This is a genomic window from Oerskovia flava (assembly GCF_026163685.1).
Classification (GTDB): Bacteria; Actinomycetota; Actinomycetes; order Actinomycetales; family Cellulomonadaceae; genus Oerskovia_A; species Oerskovia_A flava.
Map to the genome: position 1 here is coordinate 53,103 of NZ_JAOXSR010000002.1, position 18,232 is coordinate 71,334.

The 18,232-nt window shown below is 71.5% G+C and carries 12 protein-coding genes and 1 tRNA gene; 8 read left to right on the forward strand and 5 right to left on the reverse strand.

Translation table 11 applies throughout. The features are described from left to right. Positions 1 to 53: 53 nt before the first annotated feature. The 6 genes from trpB (at position 54) to pyk (ending at position 10,811) form a co-directional block, all read left to right on the forward strand. Positions 54 to 1,301, forward strand: a complete 1,248-nt coding sequence (trpB, locus tag OHL10_RS04950; RefSeq protein WP_265521437.1) for a tryptophan synthase subunit beta — start codon at positions 54 to 56, stop codon at positions 1,299 to 1,301. After that, complete coding sequence (trpA, locus tag OHL10_RS04955; RefSeq protein WP_425498960.1) at positions 1,298 to 2,218, forward strand: tryptophan synthase subunit alpha; 921 nt, start codon at positions 1,298 to 1,300, stop codon at positions 2,216 to 2,218. The genes trpB and trpA overlap by 4 nt, the downstream gene beginning before the upstream one ends. Further along, on the forward strand, positions 2,215 to 3,114 hold the full coding sequence (gene lgt / locus OHL10_RS04960) for a prolipoprotein diacylglyceryl transferase (protein WP_265521077.1): 900 nt from the start codon (positions 2,215 to 2,217) through the stop codon (positions 3,112 to 3,114). Before trpA ends, lgt begins: the two co-directional genes overlap by 4 nt. A 138-nt stretch (positions 3,115 to 3,252) precedes the next feature. Beyond that, entirely contained in the window at positions 3,253 to 7,809 is a 4,557-nt protein-coding gene (gene gltB, locus OHL10_RS04965) for a glutamate synthase large subunit (RefSeq protein WP_265521078.1), read from the forward strand. Further along, positions 7,802 to 9,268, forward strand: coding sequence for a glutamate synthase subunit beta (locus OHL10_RS04970; protein ID WP_265521079.1), 1,467 nt, complete (start codon positions 7,802 to 7,804; stop codon positions 9,266 to 9,268). The genes gltB and OHL10_RS04970 overlap by 8 nt, the downstream gene beginning before the upstream one ends. Positions 9,269 to 9,386: 118 nt before the next feature. Beyond that, positions 9,387 to 10,811, forward strand: a complete 1,425-nt coding sequence (gene pyk / locus OHL10_RS04975; protein ID WP_265521080.1) for a pyruvate kinase — start codon at positions 9,387 to 9,389, stop codon at positions 10,809 to 10,811. Positions 10,812 to 10,917: 106 nt separating this feature from the next. Here the strand turns inward: pyk and OHL10_RS04980 are convergent, their stop codons facing one another. The 4 genes from OHL10_RS04980 to OHL10_RS04995 all read right to left on the reverse strand — a co-directional run bounded on the left by OHL10_RS04980 (position 10,918) and on the right by OHL10_RS04995 (position 15,914). Beyond that, the gene (locus OHL10_RS04980; protein ID WP_265521081.1) at positions 10,918 to 12,255 is read right to left on the reverse strand and encodes a glycosyltransferase; all 1,338 of its coding nucleotides are present in this window, start codon (positions 12,253 to 12,255) and stop codon (positions 10,918 to 10,920) included. Next, positions 12,252 to 14,531 carry a glycoside hydrolase domain-containing protein gene (locus OHL10_RS04985; protein WP_265521082.1) on the reverse strand — a complete coding sequence of 760 codons (2,280 nt, stop codon included), beginning with the start codon at positions 14,529 to 14,531 and terminating at the stop codon, positions 12,252 to 12,254. Before OHL10_RS04985 ends, OHL10_RS04980 begins: the two co-directional genes overlap by 4 nt. A 152-nt stretch (positions 14,532 to 14,683) precedes the next feature. Further along, complete coding sequence (locus tag OHL10_RS04990) at positions 14,684 to 15,700, reverse strand: LLM class flavin-dependent oxidoreductase (protein WP_265521083.1); 1,017 nt, start codon at positions 15,698 to 15,700, stop codon at positions 14,684 to 14,686. Positions 15,701 to 15,840: 140 nt separating this feature from the next. Then, positions 15,841 to 15,914: transfer RNA gene (locus OHL10_RS04995), tRNA-Leu, on the reverse strand. Between the two features lie 188 nt (positions 15,915 to 16,102). On the opposite strand from OHL10_RS04995, the gene OHL10_RS05000 reads away from it, so the two are divergent. Further along, entirely contained in the window at positions 16,103 to 16,735 is a 633-nt protein-coding gene (locus OHL10_RS05000; RefSeq protein WP_425498971.1) for an ANTAR domain-containing response regulator, read from the forward strand. A gap of 244 nt (positions 16,736 to 16,979) precedes the next feature. Continuing rightward, positions 16,980 to 17,672 carry a GNAT family N-acetyltransferase gene (locus OHL10_RS05005; protein WP_265521085.1) on the forward strand — a complete coding sequence of 231 codons (693 nt, stop codon included), beginning with the start codon at positions 16,980 to 16,982 and terminating at the stop codon, positions 17,670 to 17,672. Positions 17,673 to 17,737: 65 nt separating this feature from the next. Here OHL10_RS05005 and OHL10_RS05010 read toward each other — a convergent pair whose 3' ends face one another. Continuing rightward, a complete protein-coding gene (locus OHL10_RS05010) occupies positions 17,738 to 18,193 on the reverse strand; it encodes a hotdog fold thioesterase (RefSeq protein ID WP_425498962.1) in 456 nt (151 codons plus the stop codon). Between the last annotated feature and the right edge of the window lie 39 nt (positions 18,194 to 18,232).

Here is an 18,232-nt window from a genome sequence, read left to right on the forward strand (position 1 = left end):
TACATCCGCACCGACCACCCCGAACCAGGAGGCACTGACCCGTGACCGAACCGGTGTCCACCAGCCTGCAGAACCTCGAGGGCCCGTACTTCGGCGACTTCGGGGGCCGGTACGTCCCCGAGGCGCTCATCGCCGCCCTGGACGAGCTCGACCGCGAGTGGCGTCGCGCCACCGCCGACCCGGGGTTCGCCGCAGAGCTGGCCGAGCTGCACCGCAGCTACTCGGGGCGTCCGAGCATCATCACGGAGGTGCGGCGCTTCGCCGAGCACGCGGGCGGTCAGCGGGTCCTGCTCAAGCGGGAGGACCTCAACCACACGGGGTCGCACAAGATCAACAACGTCCTCGGCCAGGCGCTGCTGACCCGGCGCATCGGCAAGAAGCGGGTCATCGCGGAGACCGGGGCCGGTCAGCACGGCGTCGCGACCGCGACCGCCGCCGCGCTGTTCGACCTCGAGTGCGTGGTCTACATGGGCGAGGAGGACACCCGGCGCCAGGCGCTCAACGTCGCCCGGATGCGGCTGCTCGGCGCCGAGGTGATCCCGGTCAAGACCGGCTCACGGACCCTCAAGGACGCCATCAACGAGGCGCTGCGGGACTGGGTGACGAACGTCGAGACGACCAACTACGTGTTCGGCACCGCCGCAGGTCCGCACCCGTTCCCCACGATGGTCAGGGACCTGCAACGGATCATCGGCGTCGAGGCGCGCCAGCAGGTGCTGGACCTCACGGGTCGCCTGCCCGACGCCGTCACGGCGTGCGTCGGCGGCGGGTCGAACGCGATCGGCATCTTCGACGCGTTCCTCGACGACGCGGGGGTCCGGCTGGTCGGCTTCGAGGCCGGTGGTGACGGTGTCGACACGGGGCGGCACGCCGCGACGATCACGGGCGGGGCACCCGGCGTCCTGCACGGCGCGCGGTCCTACCTCCTGCAGGACGAGGACGGGCAGACCCTCGAGAGCCACTCGATCTCGGCCGGGCTCGACTACCCGGGCGTGGGCCCGGAGCACTCCTACCTCGCGAGCATCGGCCGCGCCGAGTACCTGCCGGTGACGGACACCGAGGCGATGGAGGCCTTCCGCCTGCTGAGCCGGACCGAGGGGATCATCCCCGCGATCGAGTCGGCGCACGCCCTGGCGGGCACGCTCCGCCTCGGCCAGGAGGCGGCCGCCGCCGGCCGTACCGACGAGATCTACCTCGTGAACCTCTCCGGCAGGGGGGACAAGGACGTCGCGACCGCTGCCCGGTGGTTCGACCTCGTGGACGCAGACGCCGACCTCGGCGCGGAAGGAGCAGACGCGTGAGCACACCGACCGAGCAGCGACCGGAGGGCACGCCCTCGACGGGCGCGCGGACCGCCGGGGTGCTCGACGCGCTCGCGGGCGACGGCCGCGCCGCGCTGGTCGGCTACCTCCCGGTGGGGTTCCCCACGGTGGAGCAGTCGATCGAGGCGGCGCTCACGCTGGTCGACAGCGGGGTCGACGTCATCGAGCTGGGCGTCCCCTACAGCGACCCGGTCATGGACGGCGCCACGATCCAGGACGCCGTCCAGACCGCGTTGCAGGCGGGGGTCCGGGTGCGGGACGTCTTCGGTGTCGTCGAGGCCGTGGCCGCGACCGGGACACCGACCCTCGTCATGACGTACGTGAACCCTGTGCTGCGCTACGGCGTCGAGGCGTTCGCGCGGGACCTCGCCGCGGCGGGTGGCGCGGGACTCATCACGCCCGACCTCATCCCGGACGAGGGCGCCGAGTGGATCGCCGCCTCCGACGCGCACGGTCTCGACCGGGTGTTCCTCGTCGCGCCGAGCTCGACGGACGCACGTCTCGCCTCCACGGCCGCGGCGTCCCGCGGCTTCGTCTACGCGGCGTCCACCATGGGAGTCACGGGGGAGCGCGCGCAGGTGGGCGCGGGCGCCGCGGCTCTGGTCGACCGCACGCGCCGGGCCGGCGCGACGCGCGTGTGCGTGGGCCTCGGCGTCTCGACCGCCGCCCAGGCGCGAGAGGTGGCCGGCTACGCGGACGGCGTGATCGTGGGGTCCGCGTTCGTGCGGCCGCTGCTCGGCGACGCACCGTGGTCCGAGCGCCTCGCGGCGCTGCGCGAGATCGCGACGGCGCTCGCCGAGGGTGTGCACGGTGCGCGGCGGACGGCCACGTCCTCTGCCGAGCCGGCGGCCGACACGACAGCCGGACCCACGACCGCACAGGAGGTGCGGGCATGAGCGTCACGACCGCCGTCGGGCAGCTGGCCGCCGAGCTCTCTGCCGCTCTGCCGGCCGGGATCCCCAGCCCGTCCCAGCACACCTGGTACGTCGGGCCCTTCCCGCTGCGTGCGTACGCCCTCGCGATCCTCGCCGGCATCGGGGTGGCCCTGTGGCTCACCCGCAAGCGCTGGGTCGAGCGCGGCGGCAAGGCCGACGACGTCCTGGAGATCGCCTTCTGGGCGGTCCCGTTCGGCATCGTCGGCGGACGGATCTACCACGTCATCTCGACGCCCGCGCCCTACTGGGGCGAGGGCGGCGACCCGCTGAGGGCGCTCCGCATCTGGGACGGTGGTCTGGGCATCTGGGGAGCCGTCGCGCTGGGCGCGGTGGGTGCCTACATCGGGTGCCGCCGCCAGCGCGTGAGCTTCGCAGGATTCGCGGACGCGCTCGCTCCCGGCCTCCTGCTCGCGCAGGCGGTCGGCCGGCTCGGGAACTGGTTCAACCAGGAGCTCTACGGCTCGGAGACGACGCTGCCGTGGGGTCTCGAGATCGACGCCCACCCCGGCGTGCTGTTCCACCCCACGTTCCTCTACGAGATGATCTGGAACGTCCTGGCCGCCGTGGCGCTCATCTATCTGGACCGACGGTTCCGCCTTGGTCATGGTCGGGTATTCTGGCTCTACGTTCTCTTCTACACGCTGGGCAGGGTGTGGATCGAGATGTTGCGCATCGACGAGGCCGAGCTCGTCCTGGGGGTCCGGCTGAACGTCTGGACCTCGATCCTGGTGGGAGTCGGTGCGTTGATAGCGTTTATCGTTGTCGGGCGCCGACACCCAGGGCGCGAGGAGACAGTACAGCTCGACCCTGTGGAGCCCGAGCAGGCGGATGCTGCGAGACCCGAACCAGGTCACTGACGCATCAGTCATTCATAGGCGAGGCCGCCGGATCATCGTCCGGTGTCCTCAGTCATGTCCGTTGGGCCGACGACGTCCCAGTTCCCCCCAAGTTGGATCAAGCCCGGCCTCGGCCGGGCGCCTGTGAGGACGGTGTTGATGACCACGCCGCTGCACCGGGCCACCGCGCCCTCGGCCCAGGGTCTGTACGACCCCGCCGCTGAGCACGATGCCTGCGGCGTCGCTTTCGTAGCGACGCTCCGAGGTACGCCCGGACGCGACATCGTTGATGCAGGGCTCACCGCCCTGCTCAACCTCGACCATCGAGGCGCCGTCGGCGCCGAGGAGAACAGTGGGGACGGTGCGGGGATCCTCACCCAGATCCCCGACGCGTTCATCCGTGACGTCGTCGACGCCGAGCTCCCGCCTGCCGGGCACTACGCGATCGGGATGGCGTTCCTCCCGCGAGAGCACGACGAGGCGGCGCGGGTAGCCCGCCGTCTCGAGAGCCTCGCGTCGGAGGAGAAGCTCGACGTCCTTGCCTGGCGCGACGTGCCCGTGACGGCGGACCTCGTCGGGCCGAGCGCCCGTGCATCGATGCCCACCTTCCGGCAGATCGTTCTCGCCGACCCGTCGCGCGAGCTCGCCGGGCTGGACCTCGACCGCCGGGCCTACCGCCTGCGCAAGCGTGCCGAGAACGAGCTGGGCCTGTTCTTCGCGTCCCTGTCCGCGCGGACGCTGACGTACAAGGGCATGCTGACGACGGCGCAGCTCGAGCCGTTCTTCCCGGACCTGTCCGACCCGCGCTACGCGAGCGAGATCGCCCTCGTGCACTCGCGCTTCTCCACCAACACGTTCCCGTCGTGGCCGCTGGCGCAGCCGTTCCGGATGATCGCGCACAACGGCGAGATCAACACGGTGCGTGGCAACCGCAACTGGATGGCGGCACGCGAGGGCACGCTCGGCTCCGACGCGCTGGGCGACCTGGGTCCGCTGCTGCCGGTCTGTTCCGACGGCTCGAGCGACTCGGCGAGCTTCGACGAGGTGCTCGAGCTGCTGCACCTGTCGGGGCGCTCGTTGCCGCACGCGGTGCTCATGATGATCCCGGAGGCGTGGGAGAACCACGCCGAGATGGACCCGGACCGCAAGGCGTTCTACGAGTACCACTCCACGCTCATGGAGCCGTGGGACGGCCCGGCCTGCCTGAACTTCACCGACGGCACGCTCATCGGTGCCGTCCTCGACCGCAACGGTCTGCGCCCCGGCCGGTACTGGGTCACCGAGGACGGCCTGGTCGTGCTCGCGAGCGAGGCCGGCGTCCTCGACATCGACCCGGCGACGATCGTGCGCAAGGGTCGCCTCGAGCCGGGCCGGATGTTCCTCGTGGACACCGGCCAGGGCCGGATCATCGAGGACGACGAGATCAAGGGCCAGCTCGCGGCGCAGCGACCGTACGCGCAGTGGGTGGCGGAGAACTCCGTCTACCTCGACCAGCTGCCCGAGCGCGAGCACGTCGCGCACTCGCCGGCGTCGGTCCAGCGTCGCCAGCGCGCCTTCGGCTACACGGAGGAGGAGCTCAAGATCCTCCTCACCCCGATGGCGGGCACGGGCGGAGAGCCGCTCGGCGCCATGGGCACCGACACGCCCGTCGCGGTGCTCTCGAAGCGTCCGCGGCTGCTGTTCGACTACTTCACCCAGATGTTCGCGCAGGTGACGAACCCGCCGCTCGACGCGATCCGGGAGGAGCTCGTCACGTCGATCGGCGGGGCGATCGGCCCGGAGCCGAACCTGCTCGTCGACACCCCCGAGCACGCACGCAAGCTCGTGCTGCCGTTCCCGGTGCTCGACAACGACCAGCTCGCGAAGATCATCCGCGTCGACCGGGACCCGAACCTCGCCGGGATCTTCCGGGCCGTGACCGTCAGGGGCCTGTACCGGGTCTCGGGCGGTGGTGAGGCCCTGCTCGAACGGCTCGAGGAGATCTTCGCCGAGGTCGACGCGCACGTCGAGGCCGGTGCGAGCTTCATCGTGCTCTCCGACCGGGACTCGGACTCCGACCTCGCGCCGATCCCGTCCCTCCTGCTCTCGAGCGCCGTGCACCACCACCTCTTGCGCCGGCACACCCGGACCCAGGTGTCCCTGGTGGTCGAGGCCGGCGACGTGCGCGAGACGCACCACGTCGCGCTCCTCATCGGGTACGGCGCGGCCGCGGTCAACCCGTACCTCGCGATGGAGACCGTCGAGGACCTCGCGCGTCGTGGCTACCTCGACGTCGACCCGGAGAAGGCCGTCGCGAACCTCATCAAGGCGCTCGGCAAGGGTGTGCTCAAGGTCATGAGCAAGATGGGGATCTCGACCATCTCGTCCTACCGCGGGGCGCAGGTCTTCGAGGCCATCGGCCTGTCCCACGAGCTCGTGGGCGACTACTTCACCGGCACGACGACCCGCCTCGGCGGGGTCGGGCTGGACGTCATCGCGGCCGAGGTCGCGGCCCGGCACGCCGAGGCCTACCCGGCGTCGGGCAACCACCAGGCGCACGTGCGACTCACCACGGGCGGCGAGTACCAGTGGCGGCGGGACGGCGAGGAGCACCTCTTCGACCCCGAGACCGTCTTCCGGCTCCAGCACGCCACCCGTGAGCGCCGGTTCGACATCTTCCGCCAGTACACCGAGCGCGTGGACTCCCAGTCCTCCCGCCTGATGACGCTGCGCGGGCTGCTCGACCTGGTCCCGGACCGCGACCCGGTCCCCCTGGAGGAGGTCGAGCCGGTCAGCGAGATCGTCAAGCGCTTCAACACGGGTGCCATGTCCTACGGCTCGATCTCGGCCGAGGCGCACGAGACGCTCGCCGTGGCGATGAACCGCCTCGGCGGACGCTCCAACACGGGCGAGGGCGGCGAGGACCCCGAGCGCCTGTACGACCCGGAGCGTCGTTCCAAGGTCAAGCAGATCGCCTCGGGCCGCTTCGGCGTCACGAGCGAGTACCTCACGAACGCCGACGACATCCAGATCAAGCTCGCCCAGGGCGCCAAGCCCGGTGAGGGCGGTCAGCTCCCGGGTCACAAGGTGTACCCGTGGGTCGCCAAGACCCGGCACTCCACGCCGGGCGTCGGGCTCATCTCGCCGCCGCCGCACCACGACATCTACTCGATCGAGGACCTCGCGCAGCTCATCCACGACGCCAAGAACGCGAACCCGGCGGCGCGTATCCACGTCAAGCTCGTGAGCGAGTTCGGCGTGGGGACCGTGGCCACGGGTGTGTCCAAGGCGCACGCGGACGTCGTCCTCATCTCGGGGCACGACGGCGGCACGGGCGCCAGCCCGTTGACCTCGCTCAAGCACGCGGGCACGCCGTGGGAGATCGGGCTCGCGGAGACGCAGCAGACCCTCGTGCTCAACAACCTGCGCGACCGCATCGTCGTGCAGGTCGACGGGCAGATGAAGACCGGTCGTGACGTGGTCGTCGCCGCGCTGCTCGGCGCCGAGGAGTTCGGTTTCGCGACCGCACCCATGGTCGTCTCGGGCTGCATCATGATGCGCGTGTGCCACCTGGACACGTGCCCGGTCGGTGTCGCGACGCAGAACCCCGAGCTGCGCGCCCGGTTCACGGGCAAGCCGGAGTTCGTCGTGAACTTCTTCGAGTTCATCGCGACCGAGGTCCGCGAGTACCTCGCAGGGCTCGGCTTCCGGAGCGTCGAGGAGGCGATCGGTCACGTCCAGTCGCTCGACACGCGCAAGGCGATCGACCACTGGAAGGCGCAGGGGCTCGACCTCGGCCCGGTGCTCGAGGTCCCGCAGCCGGTCGAGGGGTCGTCGTTGCGCAACACGACGACGCAGGACCACGGCCTCGCGAAGGCGCTGGACAACCAGCTCATCGCGCTCGCGGCGGACGCCCTCGAGAGGCGGGAGCCGGTGCGCATCGCGCTGCCGGTGCGCAACGTCAACCGCACGGTGGGCACGATGCTGGGTCACGAGGTGACCAAGCGCTTCCGCGGCGAAGGCCTGCCCGACGACACGATCGACGTCACCCTCACCGGTTCTGCCGGGCAGTCGCTCGGTGCCTTCCTGCCGCGCGGCGTGACGCTGCGACTCTTCGGCGATGCCAACGACTACGTCGGCAAGGGGCTCTCCGGGGGACGCGTCATCGTGCGTCCGGACCGCTCGGCGGTGCTGACGGGCTCGAGCAACGTCGTCGCGGGCAATGTCATCGGCTACGGCGCGACCACGGGCGAGATCTTCCTCAGCGGCCGGGTGGGCGAGCGCTTCGGCGTCCGCAACTCTGGTGCGACGCTCGTCGTCGAGGGGGTGGGCGACCACGGCTGCGAGTACATGACGGGCGGATCCGTCCTCGTGCTCGGGCCGACCGGTCGCAACTTCGGTGCCGGCATGTCCGGCGGGACGGCTTACGTCCTCGACCTGCGGGACGGTGCGCTCAACGCCGGCGCGGTCACGGCGGGGGAGCTCACGCTCTCCCCGCTGGACGACGCGGACGACGAGCTGGTCCGCACGCTGGTCCGTCGCCACCTGGAGGAGACGGCATCACCGGTCGCGGCCGGGCTGCTCGACGACTGGGCCGGCGCCCGGGCCCGCTTCACCCGCATCCTGCCCGCCGACTTCGCGCGGATGCGCGCAGCGCTCGCACAGGCCGAGGACGAGGGGCTCGACCCCGCCGCTCCCGGTGTGTGGGACCAGATCTTGGAGGTGGCCCGTGGCTGATCCCCGCGGATTCCTGAAGTCCCGGGAGCGGACGCTCCCGCCGAACCGTCCCGTCGAGGTGCGCCTGCGGGACTGGAAGGACGTGCACGCCCACCTCGAGGAGGGCCAGCCCTTCCTCAAGGAGCAGGCCGGTCGCTGCATGGACTGCGGCATCCCTTTCTGCCACCAGGGCTGCCCGCTCGGGAACCTCATCCCCGAGTGGAACGACCTCGTATGGCGCGAGCAGTGGGCCGACGCGATCGAGCGGCTGCACGAGACCAACAACTTCCCCGAGTTCACGGGCCGGGTCTGCCCGGCACCGTGCGAGTCGAGCTGCGTGCTGGGGATCAACCAGCCAGCCGTGACGATCAAGAACGTCGAGGTCTCGATCATCGACGAGGCGTTCGCGCGCGGCTACGTCGTCCCGCAGGTCCCGCAGCGGCTCACCGGCTCGACCGTCGCCGTCGTGGGCTCGGGCCCGGCGGGTCTTGCCGCGGCCCAGCAGCTCACGCGTGCGGGGCACACCGTCGCGGTCTTCGAGCGTGACGACGCCATCGGAGGACTGCTGCGCTACGGCATCCCGGACTTCAAGCTCGAGAAGTTCCACATCGACCGCCGCATCGAGCAGATGCAGGCGGAGGGCACGCGATTTCGTCCCGGTGTCGAGATCGGCGTGGACATCACGTGGGACGAGCTGCGAACCCGGTACGACGCCGTGGTGGTCGCGACCGGAGCGACGATCCCGCGCGGTCTCGACGTGCCGGGCAAGGACCTGCCGGGCGTCCACGTCGCCATGGACTTCTTGCACCAGGCGAACGCCGTCGTCGCGGGCCACAAGGTCCCGGACCAGATCGTCGCGACGGACAAGCACGTCATCATCATCGGTGGCGGCGACACCGGCTCGGACTGCCTGGGGACCTCACTGCGCCAGGGTGCCGCGAGCGTCACGACCCTCGCGATCGGCAAGCAGCCGCCTCTCGAGCGTTCGGCGGGCCAGCCCTGGCCCACCGACCCGATCCTCTTCGAGGTGTCGAGCTCGCACGAGGAGGGCGGCGAACGCACGTACCTGGCCTCGACCGTCGAGTTCCTCGCGGACGACCAGGGAGCCGTGCGCGCCCTGACGGTCGCGGAGACGGAGTACCTGCCGGACGGGCGACGCGTGCCCAAGCCGGGCACCGAGCGTGAGATTCCTGCCGACCTCGTCCTCATCGCGATGGGCTTCACGGGGCCGGAGACCGACACGATCACCGCACAGGCCGGCGTCGAGCTGACCTCCCGCGGCCTGGTCGCGCGGGGCGACGACTTCTCGACGGATCTCCCAGGGGTCTTCGTCGCCGGGGACGCCGGTCGTGGGCAGTCGCTCATCGTCTGGGCGATCGCCGAGGGACGGGCGGCCGCAGCGTCGGTCGACGCGTACCTGCAGGGTGGGACGGAGCTTCCCGCTCCGGTACGCGCGGGGACGGTGTCGCTGCGCGCATGAGCGTGACCCCGACGCGGGGTGTCCTGCGCCGGGTCGATGAGCGGGGCATCCTAGGGAGGGGCACCCCGCTGCGTGTCCGGTCTCGTCCGGGCGCCAGAAGAACAACGAGGCTGGAGAAATGCGTAGAGCAAAGATCGTCTGCACCATCGGACCCGCGACCGAGTCGCCCGAGCAGATCCGGGCGCTGGTCGATGCCGGCATGGACGTCGCCCGCCTGAACCGTAGCCACGGGGAGTACTCGGTCCACGAGTCCGTGTATCGCAACGTGCGCGAGGCCGCGAAGGCGTCGGGGCGCTCGGTGGCCGTCCTCGTCGACCTGCAGGGTCCGAAGATCCGTCTGGGCCGGTTCGCCGAGGACGAGAAGCACTGGCTCGAGGAGGGCGACACCTTCACGATCACGACCGAGGACGTCGTCGGGACCAAGGAGCTCGTCTCGACGACCCACAAGGGTCTGCCGGGCGACGCCCGCGTCGGCGATCCGATCCTCATCGACGACGGCAAGGTGCTCGTCCGCGTCACCGCCGTGGAGGGCCCGCGCGTCGTCACCCGTGTCGAGGTGGCCGGCCCGGTCTCCAACAACAAGGGGCTCAACCTTCCGGGTGTCGCCGTCTCCGTGCCGGCCCTCTCCGAGAAGGACCGGGACGACCTGCGCTGGGCGCTGAAGCTCGGTGCGGACATCATCGCCCTGTCGTTCGTCCGGTCCGCCGAGGACTTCGCGGACGTCAAGCAGATCATGGACGACGAGGGCCGTGTGGTCCCGGTCATCGCGAAGATCGAGAAGCCGCAGGCGGTCGACAACCTCGCGGAGATCGTGGACGCGTTCGACGGCGTGATGGTCGCCCGCGGTGACCTCGCGGTCGAGCTGCCGCTCGAGCAGGTCCCGCTCGTCCAGAAGCGCATCGTCGAGCTCGCACGTCGCAACGCCAAGCCCGTCATCGTCGCCACGCAGGTGCTGGAGTCGATGACGAACTCGCCGCGCCCTACCCGTGCGGAGGCCTCCGACTGCGCCAACGCCGTTCTCGACGGCGCGGACGCGGTCATGCTCTCGGGCGAGACGAGCGTCGGCGACTACCCGATCCTCACGGTCGAGACGATGGCCCGCATCATCGAGGCCACCGAGCAGCTCGGCCGCGAGCGCATCGCGCCCCTCGGCTCGACGCCGCACACGCGTGGCGGGGCGATCACCCGGGCCGCGGCCGAGATCGGTGAGATCCTCGGTGTGAAGTACCTGGTGACGTTCACCCAGTCCGGCGACTCGGCGCGGCGGATGTCGCGTCTGCGCGCGTCGATCCCTCTGCTGGCCTTCACGCCGCGCGAGGCCGTCCGCAACGCGCTCTCGCTCACGTGGGGCACGCAGACCTACGAGGTCCCGAAGGTCGACAGCACGGACGCGATGGTCGGGCAGGTCGACTCGACCCTGCAGGCCAACGGCCTGGCCGAGGTCGGCGACCTGGTCGTCGTCGTGGCGGGTGCCCCGGTCGGGGTCTCCGGCACGACGAACTCGATCCTCGTGCACAAGATCGGCGACAAGACCGACGCCTGACCGGTAGCGCACGACGACGGCCCCGGCCCTCCTGGAGACTCCTCCGGAGGGCCGGGGCCGTCGTCGTCCACGCCGGGGGTCCGTGGGGTCTCGCTGTGCTCCGGCGTCAGACGCGTACCAGCGCGGGGCGGGCACCGGCCGGGACGTCCGCCCCGCCGGAGGCCGGGCCGTCCAGGTGGGCGAACATCCGGTCGAACACCTGGCCGCGGTCAAACTGGAGGGCGTAGCGACGCGCGTCGTCCTCCCACGTGCGACGCTCGGCGGGGGAGAGCTCGACGAGCACCCGGTCGAGGGCGGCGGCGATGGCGTCGGGGGCCTCGACCGGCACGATGATCGCGTGCCCGCCCACGGCTTCGCGGATGCCGCCGGTGTCGGTCGTGATCACCGGGCCGCCGCCGGCGAGCATCTTCTCCACGAGGGCGATCCCGAACGTCTCGACGAACTCGGGCAACGGCTTGCTCGGCAGGACGTAGGCCGCGCTGCCGGCCATGAGGTAGGGCTTCTCGGCGTCGTCGACGTCGTCGAGGAAGTCGATGCGGTCACCCACCCCCGAGGCTGCCGCGAGCTCGCGCAGCGCTGCCGCCTCGGGTCCGCTGCCCGCGACGACGAGGCGCGTGGAGGGAGGCACGTGGCTGCGTGCGAACCCCGCGACGAGGTCGTCGACCCCCTTGGCCTTCGACAGGCGCGAGAGGAACAGCACGTAGCCGTCGCGGTCGAGGCCACGCCGGGTCAGCACCTGGTCGAGGACCTCGTCGTCGAGGTCGAGGTAGGCGCTCGTGTCGATCGCCGGGTAGGAGATCTTCACGCGGTCACGGCACTGCGCGGCGAAGAATGTGCCGTGGCGTCCGTCGATCTCCTCGGCGCAGGACACGACGAGGTCGCGCGTGTACTCGGAAACGGCGAGGCAGACGTCGCTGCTGAGGTAGCCGGAGAGCACGTGCGCCGCGGCGCCGAAGCGGCCCTCCTCGACGCACGAGCGCACCACGTTGGTGACGTCGGAGCCCACCGCTTCCGCCATGGTGACCACGTCGACCGGCAGGCCCGTGCTCGCGGCGACCCGGACGGCGTCGGTCACGGCGGTCGTGTGGGGGGAGAGGTACAGCGAGAGGCAGACCGTGGGGACGCCGTCGGTGAAGAGCTCGACGAGCCGCCCCGTGATCCCGGCGAGGTGACGACCGTCCGGCACCTTGTAGTCACCGACGGGTTCGGGACGTTCGACGACGATGCCGTCGCGGTACGGCAGCACCGTGTCGAGCGGCTTGAGCGGAAGACCGGCGGCCTGGAGCCGTTCGATTGGCCACGTGACGATCCGGACCTCGGAGAACCCGCGGTCGAGGGCGGCCTCGGCGAGGTTGCGCGCCTCGCCGGAGTGCCCGCAGATCACGGGGTCGGCCCGTACGACGATGACGAGCCGGGTCCAGCGCTGCGAGGTGGTGGGAGTCATGTCGCCTCCTGCGTCGAAGGGATGGCCCGGCGGAGAACCGGGCCGGGAGCTGGGACGGTGGTCGGGTCGGGCCCGCGAGGAGCGGTGCGGAGCGGGAACGACGGCGGGCGCTCCCTCGTCCCCCAGTCGCTCGGGGTGTCGCCGAGCTCGACGAGCAGGTGCCCGCCGCGGTGCAGCTCGGCCCCGGTGAGCCAGCTTCGCTCGAGCGGGACGCCGTCGAGCCGCACGGAGCGCACGTACTGCGGCGGGTCGTCCCGGCGGGGTTCGCGGAAGCCTTCGGTCTGGATCGTCAGGGAGCGGTCCCCGACACCGATCCGGGACTCCGCGAACGAGGGGGCGTTGACGAGCACGACGTTCTGCCCTGCCACGGGGAACAGGCCGAGCGAGGCCCACACGTACCAGGAGCTCAGACCTCCCGAGTCGTCGTTCCCCGGCAGGCCCCCGCGCCCCGTGCCGAACTGCTGGTGCACGACGGCGTGGACCACCTCCGCAGTCCGGTCCGGCCGGCCCGCGTAGTGGTAGGCCCAGGGCGCCTCCATGTCGGGCTCGTTGTTCAGGCCCTCGAACCGGTCGAGCGCGTACCCGCGGGCGATCTCGTCCGCGCCCGGACGCACACCCGGTTGCGTGACGGGGTCCGCGCCGAACCCGAAGAACCGGTCGAGCAGCCCGACGAACGCCTCGTCCCCGCCAGCGAGCGCGATGCGCGCCGCCATGTCGTGCACGAGCCGGAAGGAGTAGTTCCACCGGCCGCCCTCGTAGAACGTCGAGTCCTTGAGGAGACCGGTGTCGTCGAAGGCGTTCACCCAGCCCGCGGCCAGCGGCTCGAACTCGGCGACCAGCGCGCGGTCCCCGACGTGCTGCGCGACCTGCATGGTGCACCAGTACCCGAACGCGACGTCGAGCGTGTGGCTGATGGGGTGCGCGATGCCGTGCAGCAGGTAGTCCTCGCCGTAGGTGCGGCGCAGGTCGTTGTGCATGTGCGCGAGGGCCCAGTCCCAGTCGACGCCCGGCAGCTCGAGCTGGCACAGGTCGGCGAGGAACGTCTGCGCGAGCGCACTCGCCTGACGGGAGAACCGGTCGGCGCCGCGCGCCATCCGGTAGCCGATCGGGAGGTTCCCCTCCTGCTCGCAGATGTACAGCAGCGCGTTCGCGAGCTCGACCGCCCGGTGCGGCAGCAGCGTCGTCAGCAACGGCAGCTGGGTGCGGTAGATGTCCCACATCGTGCTGATGTCGAACGCGAACGGGCCGTCCGCCGGCCAGAACGGGCTCTCGTCGGGGGCGAGGCACGGCTTGAGCAGCGAGTGGTAGAGCGCGGTAGAGAAGACCGTCTGGCGCTCGCGGTCGGGGGTGTCGACCGTGATCGTGCCCAGGTGATCCCGCCACGTCTGGGTCGTCGCCGCGCGCCGGGTCGCGAAGCTCGACGGGCCGGGGCCGCAGTCGGCGTAGAGGTTCTCGCGCGCCTGGGCCGTCCCGCGCAGGGAGAACCCGAAGCGCAGCTCGACGACCTGGCCGGGCTCCGTCGGACCTGCCCACATCAGTCCGAAGGGTCGCAGCGTCGTCGGGCGGATGTAGTCGAAGTCGAGCCGTGTGCCGCCCGGCATGAGCCGGCGGTCGTACCAGAGCATCTGCCGCCACTGGTCGGTGTCGCACTCGACGTGGACGGCGAGCGGCGCGCCCTCGACGACGATCTCGCCCTGGGCCACGCCCGGACCCAGGGACTCGAGGTGCGCGCGCAGCGGCACGGTGGCCCCGTGGGGGATCGCGAGCCCACCGAGGGAGAAGTCGATGACGAGCCGGGCGTCGCGGTGGCTCGGGAACGTGAACCGGTGGACGGCGCTCTTGGGGCCGACCGTGACCTCGCAGCGGATGCCCGACTCGAGGGTGGTGCAGTACCACCCCGGCTCGGCCAGCTCGTCGTGCATCTCCCACAGGGTGCCGAGCGCGTCGAGCGGCTGGAGCATCGGCGTGACACGGAAGTAGTTGTAGTACTTGCGGATCGCCCCGGTGCCGGACTGCTGGAAGTGGGTGATGCCGGACGTCAGCGCCCGGTCGTACAGCTCGGTGGGGACGCCCTCGGTGCTGATGTCGTAGCGGCCGTAGCCGGTGGGGTAGGCGCCGGAGTAGGCGCAGGCCGAGACCATGCCGAGCGGGTGGCTCGCGCCCGGGTGGGTGTTGCCCACCTGGGGCTTGGGCCACCACCAGGTCGCCGCCAGCCCGTGCTGAGGCGGCAGGTCGGTGACCTCGGTCCCGATGAACGGGTCGACGTGCTCGATCATCGCCGCGCCCCGTCTCGTGGGGAGCCGCCGGGACCGCGCTGCGGACGGGTACTCATGTCCGGACGATACGAGCGGCGTGTGAAGGGCCTGTTTCCGCCAGATGACGCCCGGGGTCTGCGCGGGCGGCGGGTAGGGGTGCGGCCCTTGTGCCGCTAGCCGGGTCCGGCGTCCGCGAAGGCGGGGAAGACCCGGTCGTGGACGAGCCGCAGCTGCTCGCGGGCGTCGGGCAGCCCGGCAGGCCGGGTGCCGGTGACGATCTCCACGAGCGTCGGATCGACGAGGGCCAGCAGCACGTGGTCGATGCCGGCGTCCACGAGGTCGGTCCGGATCCGCTCGGCGCACTGCTCCGGGGTGCCGGCGATCGTGAGCGCCTCGCCGGCCGTCGCCCTCCGGCCGTGATCCAGCCCGGCCTCCAGCCCGTGGCGGGCGAGCATCGGTGCCGGGTAGGTGGGCAGCCAGGCGGCGGCCACGGCCCCCGCCGCCTCCTTGGCCACGGCGGCGTCGTCGCCGACCGCGCTCAGGACGCTCGCCCCGAGCCGCAGGGTGCCCGGGTCTCGTCCGGCACGCGCGGCGCCTGCGCGGACGTGCTGCGCGACGTACTCCGAGTTCTCCCGCGAGCTGCTGCCGCACTCGATCCCGTCGGCGACCTCACCGGCCAGCTCGAAGGATCTCGGTCCACCCAGCCCGCCGACGAAGAGCGGCAGGTGCTCCTGGACCGGACGGGCCATGGTACGGACACCCGAGTAGCGGAAGAACTCGCCCTGCTGATCGACGCTGCCGTCGTCGAGGTAGGCGCGCATGACACCGATCGCCTCACGGACCCGCGCCAGCGGCCGGGTGCCCCGCCAGCCGACGTGGTACGCGTCGAGCATCTGGGGGACACCGAAGCTGACCACGGCCTGCGCACGTCCTCCGGAGAGCTGGTCGAGCGTGGCCAGCGCCTGCGCGACGAGGGTGGGCTCGCGCAGGTAGACGTGCGTGGCGCTGACTCCCAGCCGGATCGTCGAGGTCTCCCGCGCGGCGGCGGCGAGCACGGACCACGGGTCGAGGCCCGAGGCGTCGTCGTTCAGGTGGCAGAAGTGGAATCCCAGCCGGTCTGCCGCGCGGATCAGGCCCACCATCTCCTCCGCCGGGTGCACGCACGGCAACCCGTACCCGAGTCGCACCATCGGACGCTCCTCCCGCTCGGCGCCCCTCTTGTCAACCTACTCCGGTGGGCCGGGGCGTCAATCCACGACGAGGTGACGCGAGCTCTGGGGCGAACTCCCCCTGCGGGGGGAGTGGCGCTGTGTCTGCGAGGGCGGAGGGGTGCCCCGGGTGGGATTCGAACCCACACTGGATCGGGTTTGAGCCGAACGCCTCTGCCGGTTGGGCTACCGGGGCCGCTGCGCCGGGGTCGAACGGTCCCGTGCGCGTGCGTGCACCATCGAACCACAGAGCGCACCGAAACGAGAATCACACCCCGGGATGTGACGAGCCGGGAGCGCGGGGTGCTCGGGCGCACTACGATGAGCAACGTGAGTGACGACGACGTGCAGCGCGAGGCGAAGCAGCCGCTCGACCTGCCCCCCATGATCCAGCCCGAGCCGACCCCGGACGACGAGGCTCCGGCGCCCAGCACCGGGCGCCCGGCGCGGCGCGCCGTGGTGGCCGAGGACGAGGCCCTCATCCGTCTCGACGTCGTCGAGACGTTGCGCGAGGCCGGCTTCGACGTCGTCGGTGAGGCGGGCGACGGCGAGACCGCGGTGCGGCTCGCGCTCGAGCTCAAGCCGGACATCGTCGTGATGGACGTCAAGATGCCCGAGCTCGACGGCATCTCGGCTGCCGAGAAGATCGGCAAGGCCCGCGTCGCACCCGTGGTGCTGCTCACGGCGTTCTCGCAGACCGAGCTCGTCGAGCGTGCGCGTGACGCCGGTGCGATGGCGTACGTCGTCAAGCCCTTCAGCCCGGCGGACCTGCTGCCGGCGGTGGAGATCGCGATCTCGCGCTACTCCCAGATCAGCGCCCTCGAGTCCGAGGTCGCCGACCTCGCGGAGCGGTTCGAGACCCGCAAGCGCGTCGACCGCGCCAAGGGTCTGCTGATGACGAAGATGGGCCTCTCGGAGCCTGAGTCGTTCCGCTGGATCCAGAAGACGTCGATGGACCGCCGCCTGACCATGCGCGAGGTCGCCGACGCCGTCATCGAGCAGGTCGGAAGCGCCTGATCCGCGCGTCGTGGTCGCAGCCGTGCTCCACGGCGGACCGCGGCGGTCACCGCCCTGGCCTGGGCCTTTGTGCGGTCGTCCGATCGGGGATATCGTCGAGGATCGGCGTCCAGTTCCAGGGCGGTGAACACCGGCCGCCATATTGAACTGTTGATGGCCACACGGCCGCCGACGAGGTCGTTGCCTGGCTGTGCCCGGCGGATGATCCGTGCGGGGAGTGTGGCGAGAGCCGGAGGAGGTCCGCGTGCGAGTGTCTGTCGAGGTGCGGCCTGCGGTCGGGGACGACCTTCCCGCCGTCGCCACCCTGTGTGCCGAGGCCCGGAGCGAGTCGACCGCGGCGGCGCAGCTCTGCGTCGCCGACGAGTCCCGTCTCGTGCGTCAGCTGAGCGTCCTGCAGGCGGTCCCCGGTGGCCAGGTCCTCGCGGCCTTCCACGAGGGTGTCCCCGTCGGGTTCCTCCTGGTGCGGGTCCTGCAGCCAGCGCTCTTCACGGACGAGCCCAGCCTCTACATCGAGGCGCTGTACGTGGCGGAAAGCTCGCGACGCCGCGGTGTGGGACACGCGCTCCTCACGGCCGCCGCCGAGCTCGCCGAGCAGTCCGGCGCGATCGACGTCTACTCCGTCCCCATCCCCGGTTCGCGCGGGGTGCAGCGCTTCCTCGCCCGCCTCGGTTTCGCCCCGGCGGCCGGGCACCGCGTCGTCTCGACGGCGGTGCTCCAGCGGCGCCTGGCAGCCGACCCCAGCTCGGTGCGCCGCGGTGCGCGAGGTCTTGAGGACCTCATCGCCCGTCGGCGCCGCGCCCGCACCGAGAGCGGACCGGTCGACCTGCGGCTCTTCCAGGACGACTACCGACGCGCCGAGGAAGCTGCCGCGGTGCTCGAGCCGGCACCTCTCTCGCCCTCAGGGCCGGCAGTCACCGGACCTGCCGTCACGACCTGACCGTCGCTCGATCACGCGCCACGCCGGCGCCTCCGTCGACGAGCGCCGAACCGCGGCGGCGCCGATCACGCGGTCGCGAGGATCATGCAGGTGAGTCGCGCCGTGCACACCCTCCGATCGTCGTCGTCGCGCACCACGATCTCGTAGCTCACGGTCGTGCGCCCGAGATGCAGCGCCGTCGCCTCCGCGTGCACGAACCCCGTACGCGCCGCGCGATGGTGCGTGGCGTTGACCTCGATGCCCACCGCCGCCCGACCGCGCCCGGCGTGGAGCTGCGCCGCGACCGACCCGCAGGTCTCGGCGAGCACGACCGACGCGCCACCGTGGAGCAGCCCCGCCGGCTGCGTGTTCCCGGCGACCGGCATGCGCGCGGTGGTGCGCTCCGCCCCGACCTCGAGCAGCTCCACACCCATGCGCTCGATGAGGGTGCCGGTGACGGAGAAGCCCAGCGCCTCGTAGGCGGAGGCGGCGGTGCGCGGTCCGGTGGGCAGGGGGGACTCGGGTCCGTGAGTGTCGGTCATAGCCGATAGGTTGGCACCTGTGACGACCTCTTCGCGACC

Bases quoted from the DNA above. Each gene is read 5' to 3' on its own strand.
- OHL10_RS04990 (WP_265521083.1), bottom strand. From the start codon at position 15,700: ATGGTGCGACTCGGGTACGGGTTGCCGTGCGTGCACCCGGCGGAGGAG.
- OHL10_RS04980 (WP_265521081.1), bottom strand. From the start codon at position 12,255: ATGACTCCCACCACCTCGCAGCGCTGGACCCGGCTCGTCATCGTCGTA.
- OHL10_RS05010 (WP_425498962.1), bottom strand. From the start codon at position 18,193: ATGACCGACACTCACGGACCCGAGTCCCCCCTGCCCACCGGACCGCGC.
- OHL10_RS05000 (WP_425498971.1), top strand. From the start codon at position 16,103: ATGATCCAGCCCGAGCCGACCCCGGACGACGAGGCTCCGGCGCCCAGC.
- pyk (WP_265521080.1), top strand. From the start codon at position 9,387: ATGCGTAGAGCAAAGATCGTCTGCACCATCGGACCCGCGACCGAGTCG.
- lgt (WP_265521077.1), top strand. From the start codon at position 2,215: ATGAGCGTCACGACCGCCGTCGGGCAGCTGGCCGCCGAGCTCTCTGCC.
- gltB (WP_265521078.1), top strand. From the start codon at position 3,253: ATGACCACGCCGCTGCACCGGGCCACCGCGCCCTCGGCCCAGGGTCTG.
- OHL10_RS04985 (WP_265521082.1), bottom strand. From the start codon at position 14,531: ATGATCGAGCACGTCGACCCGTTCATCGGGACCGAGGTCACCGACCTG.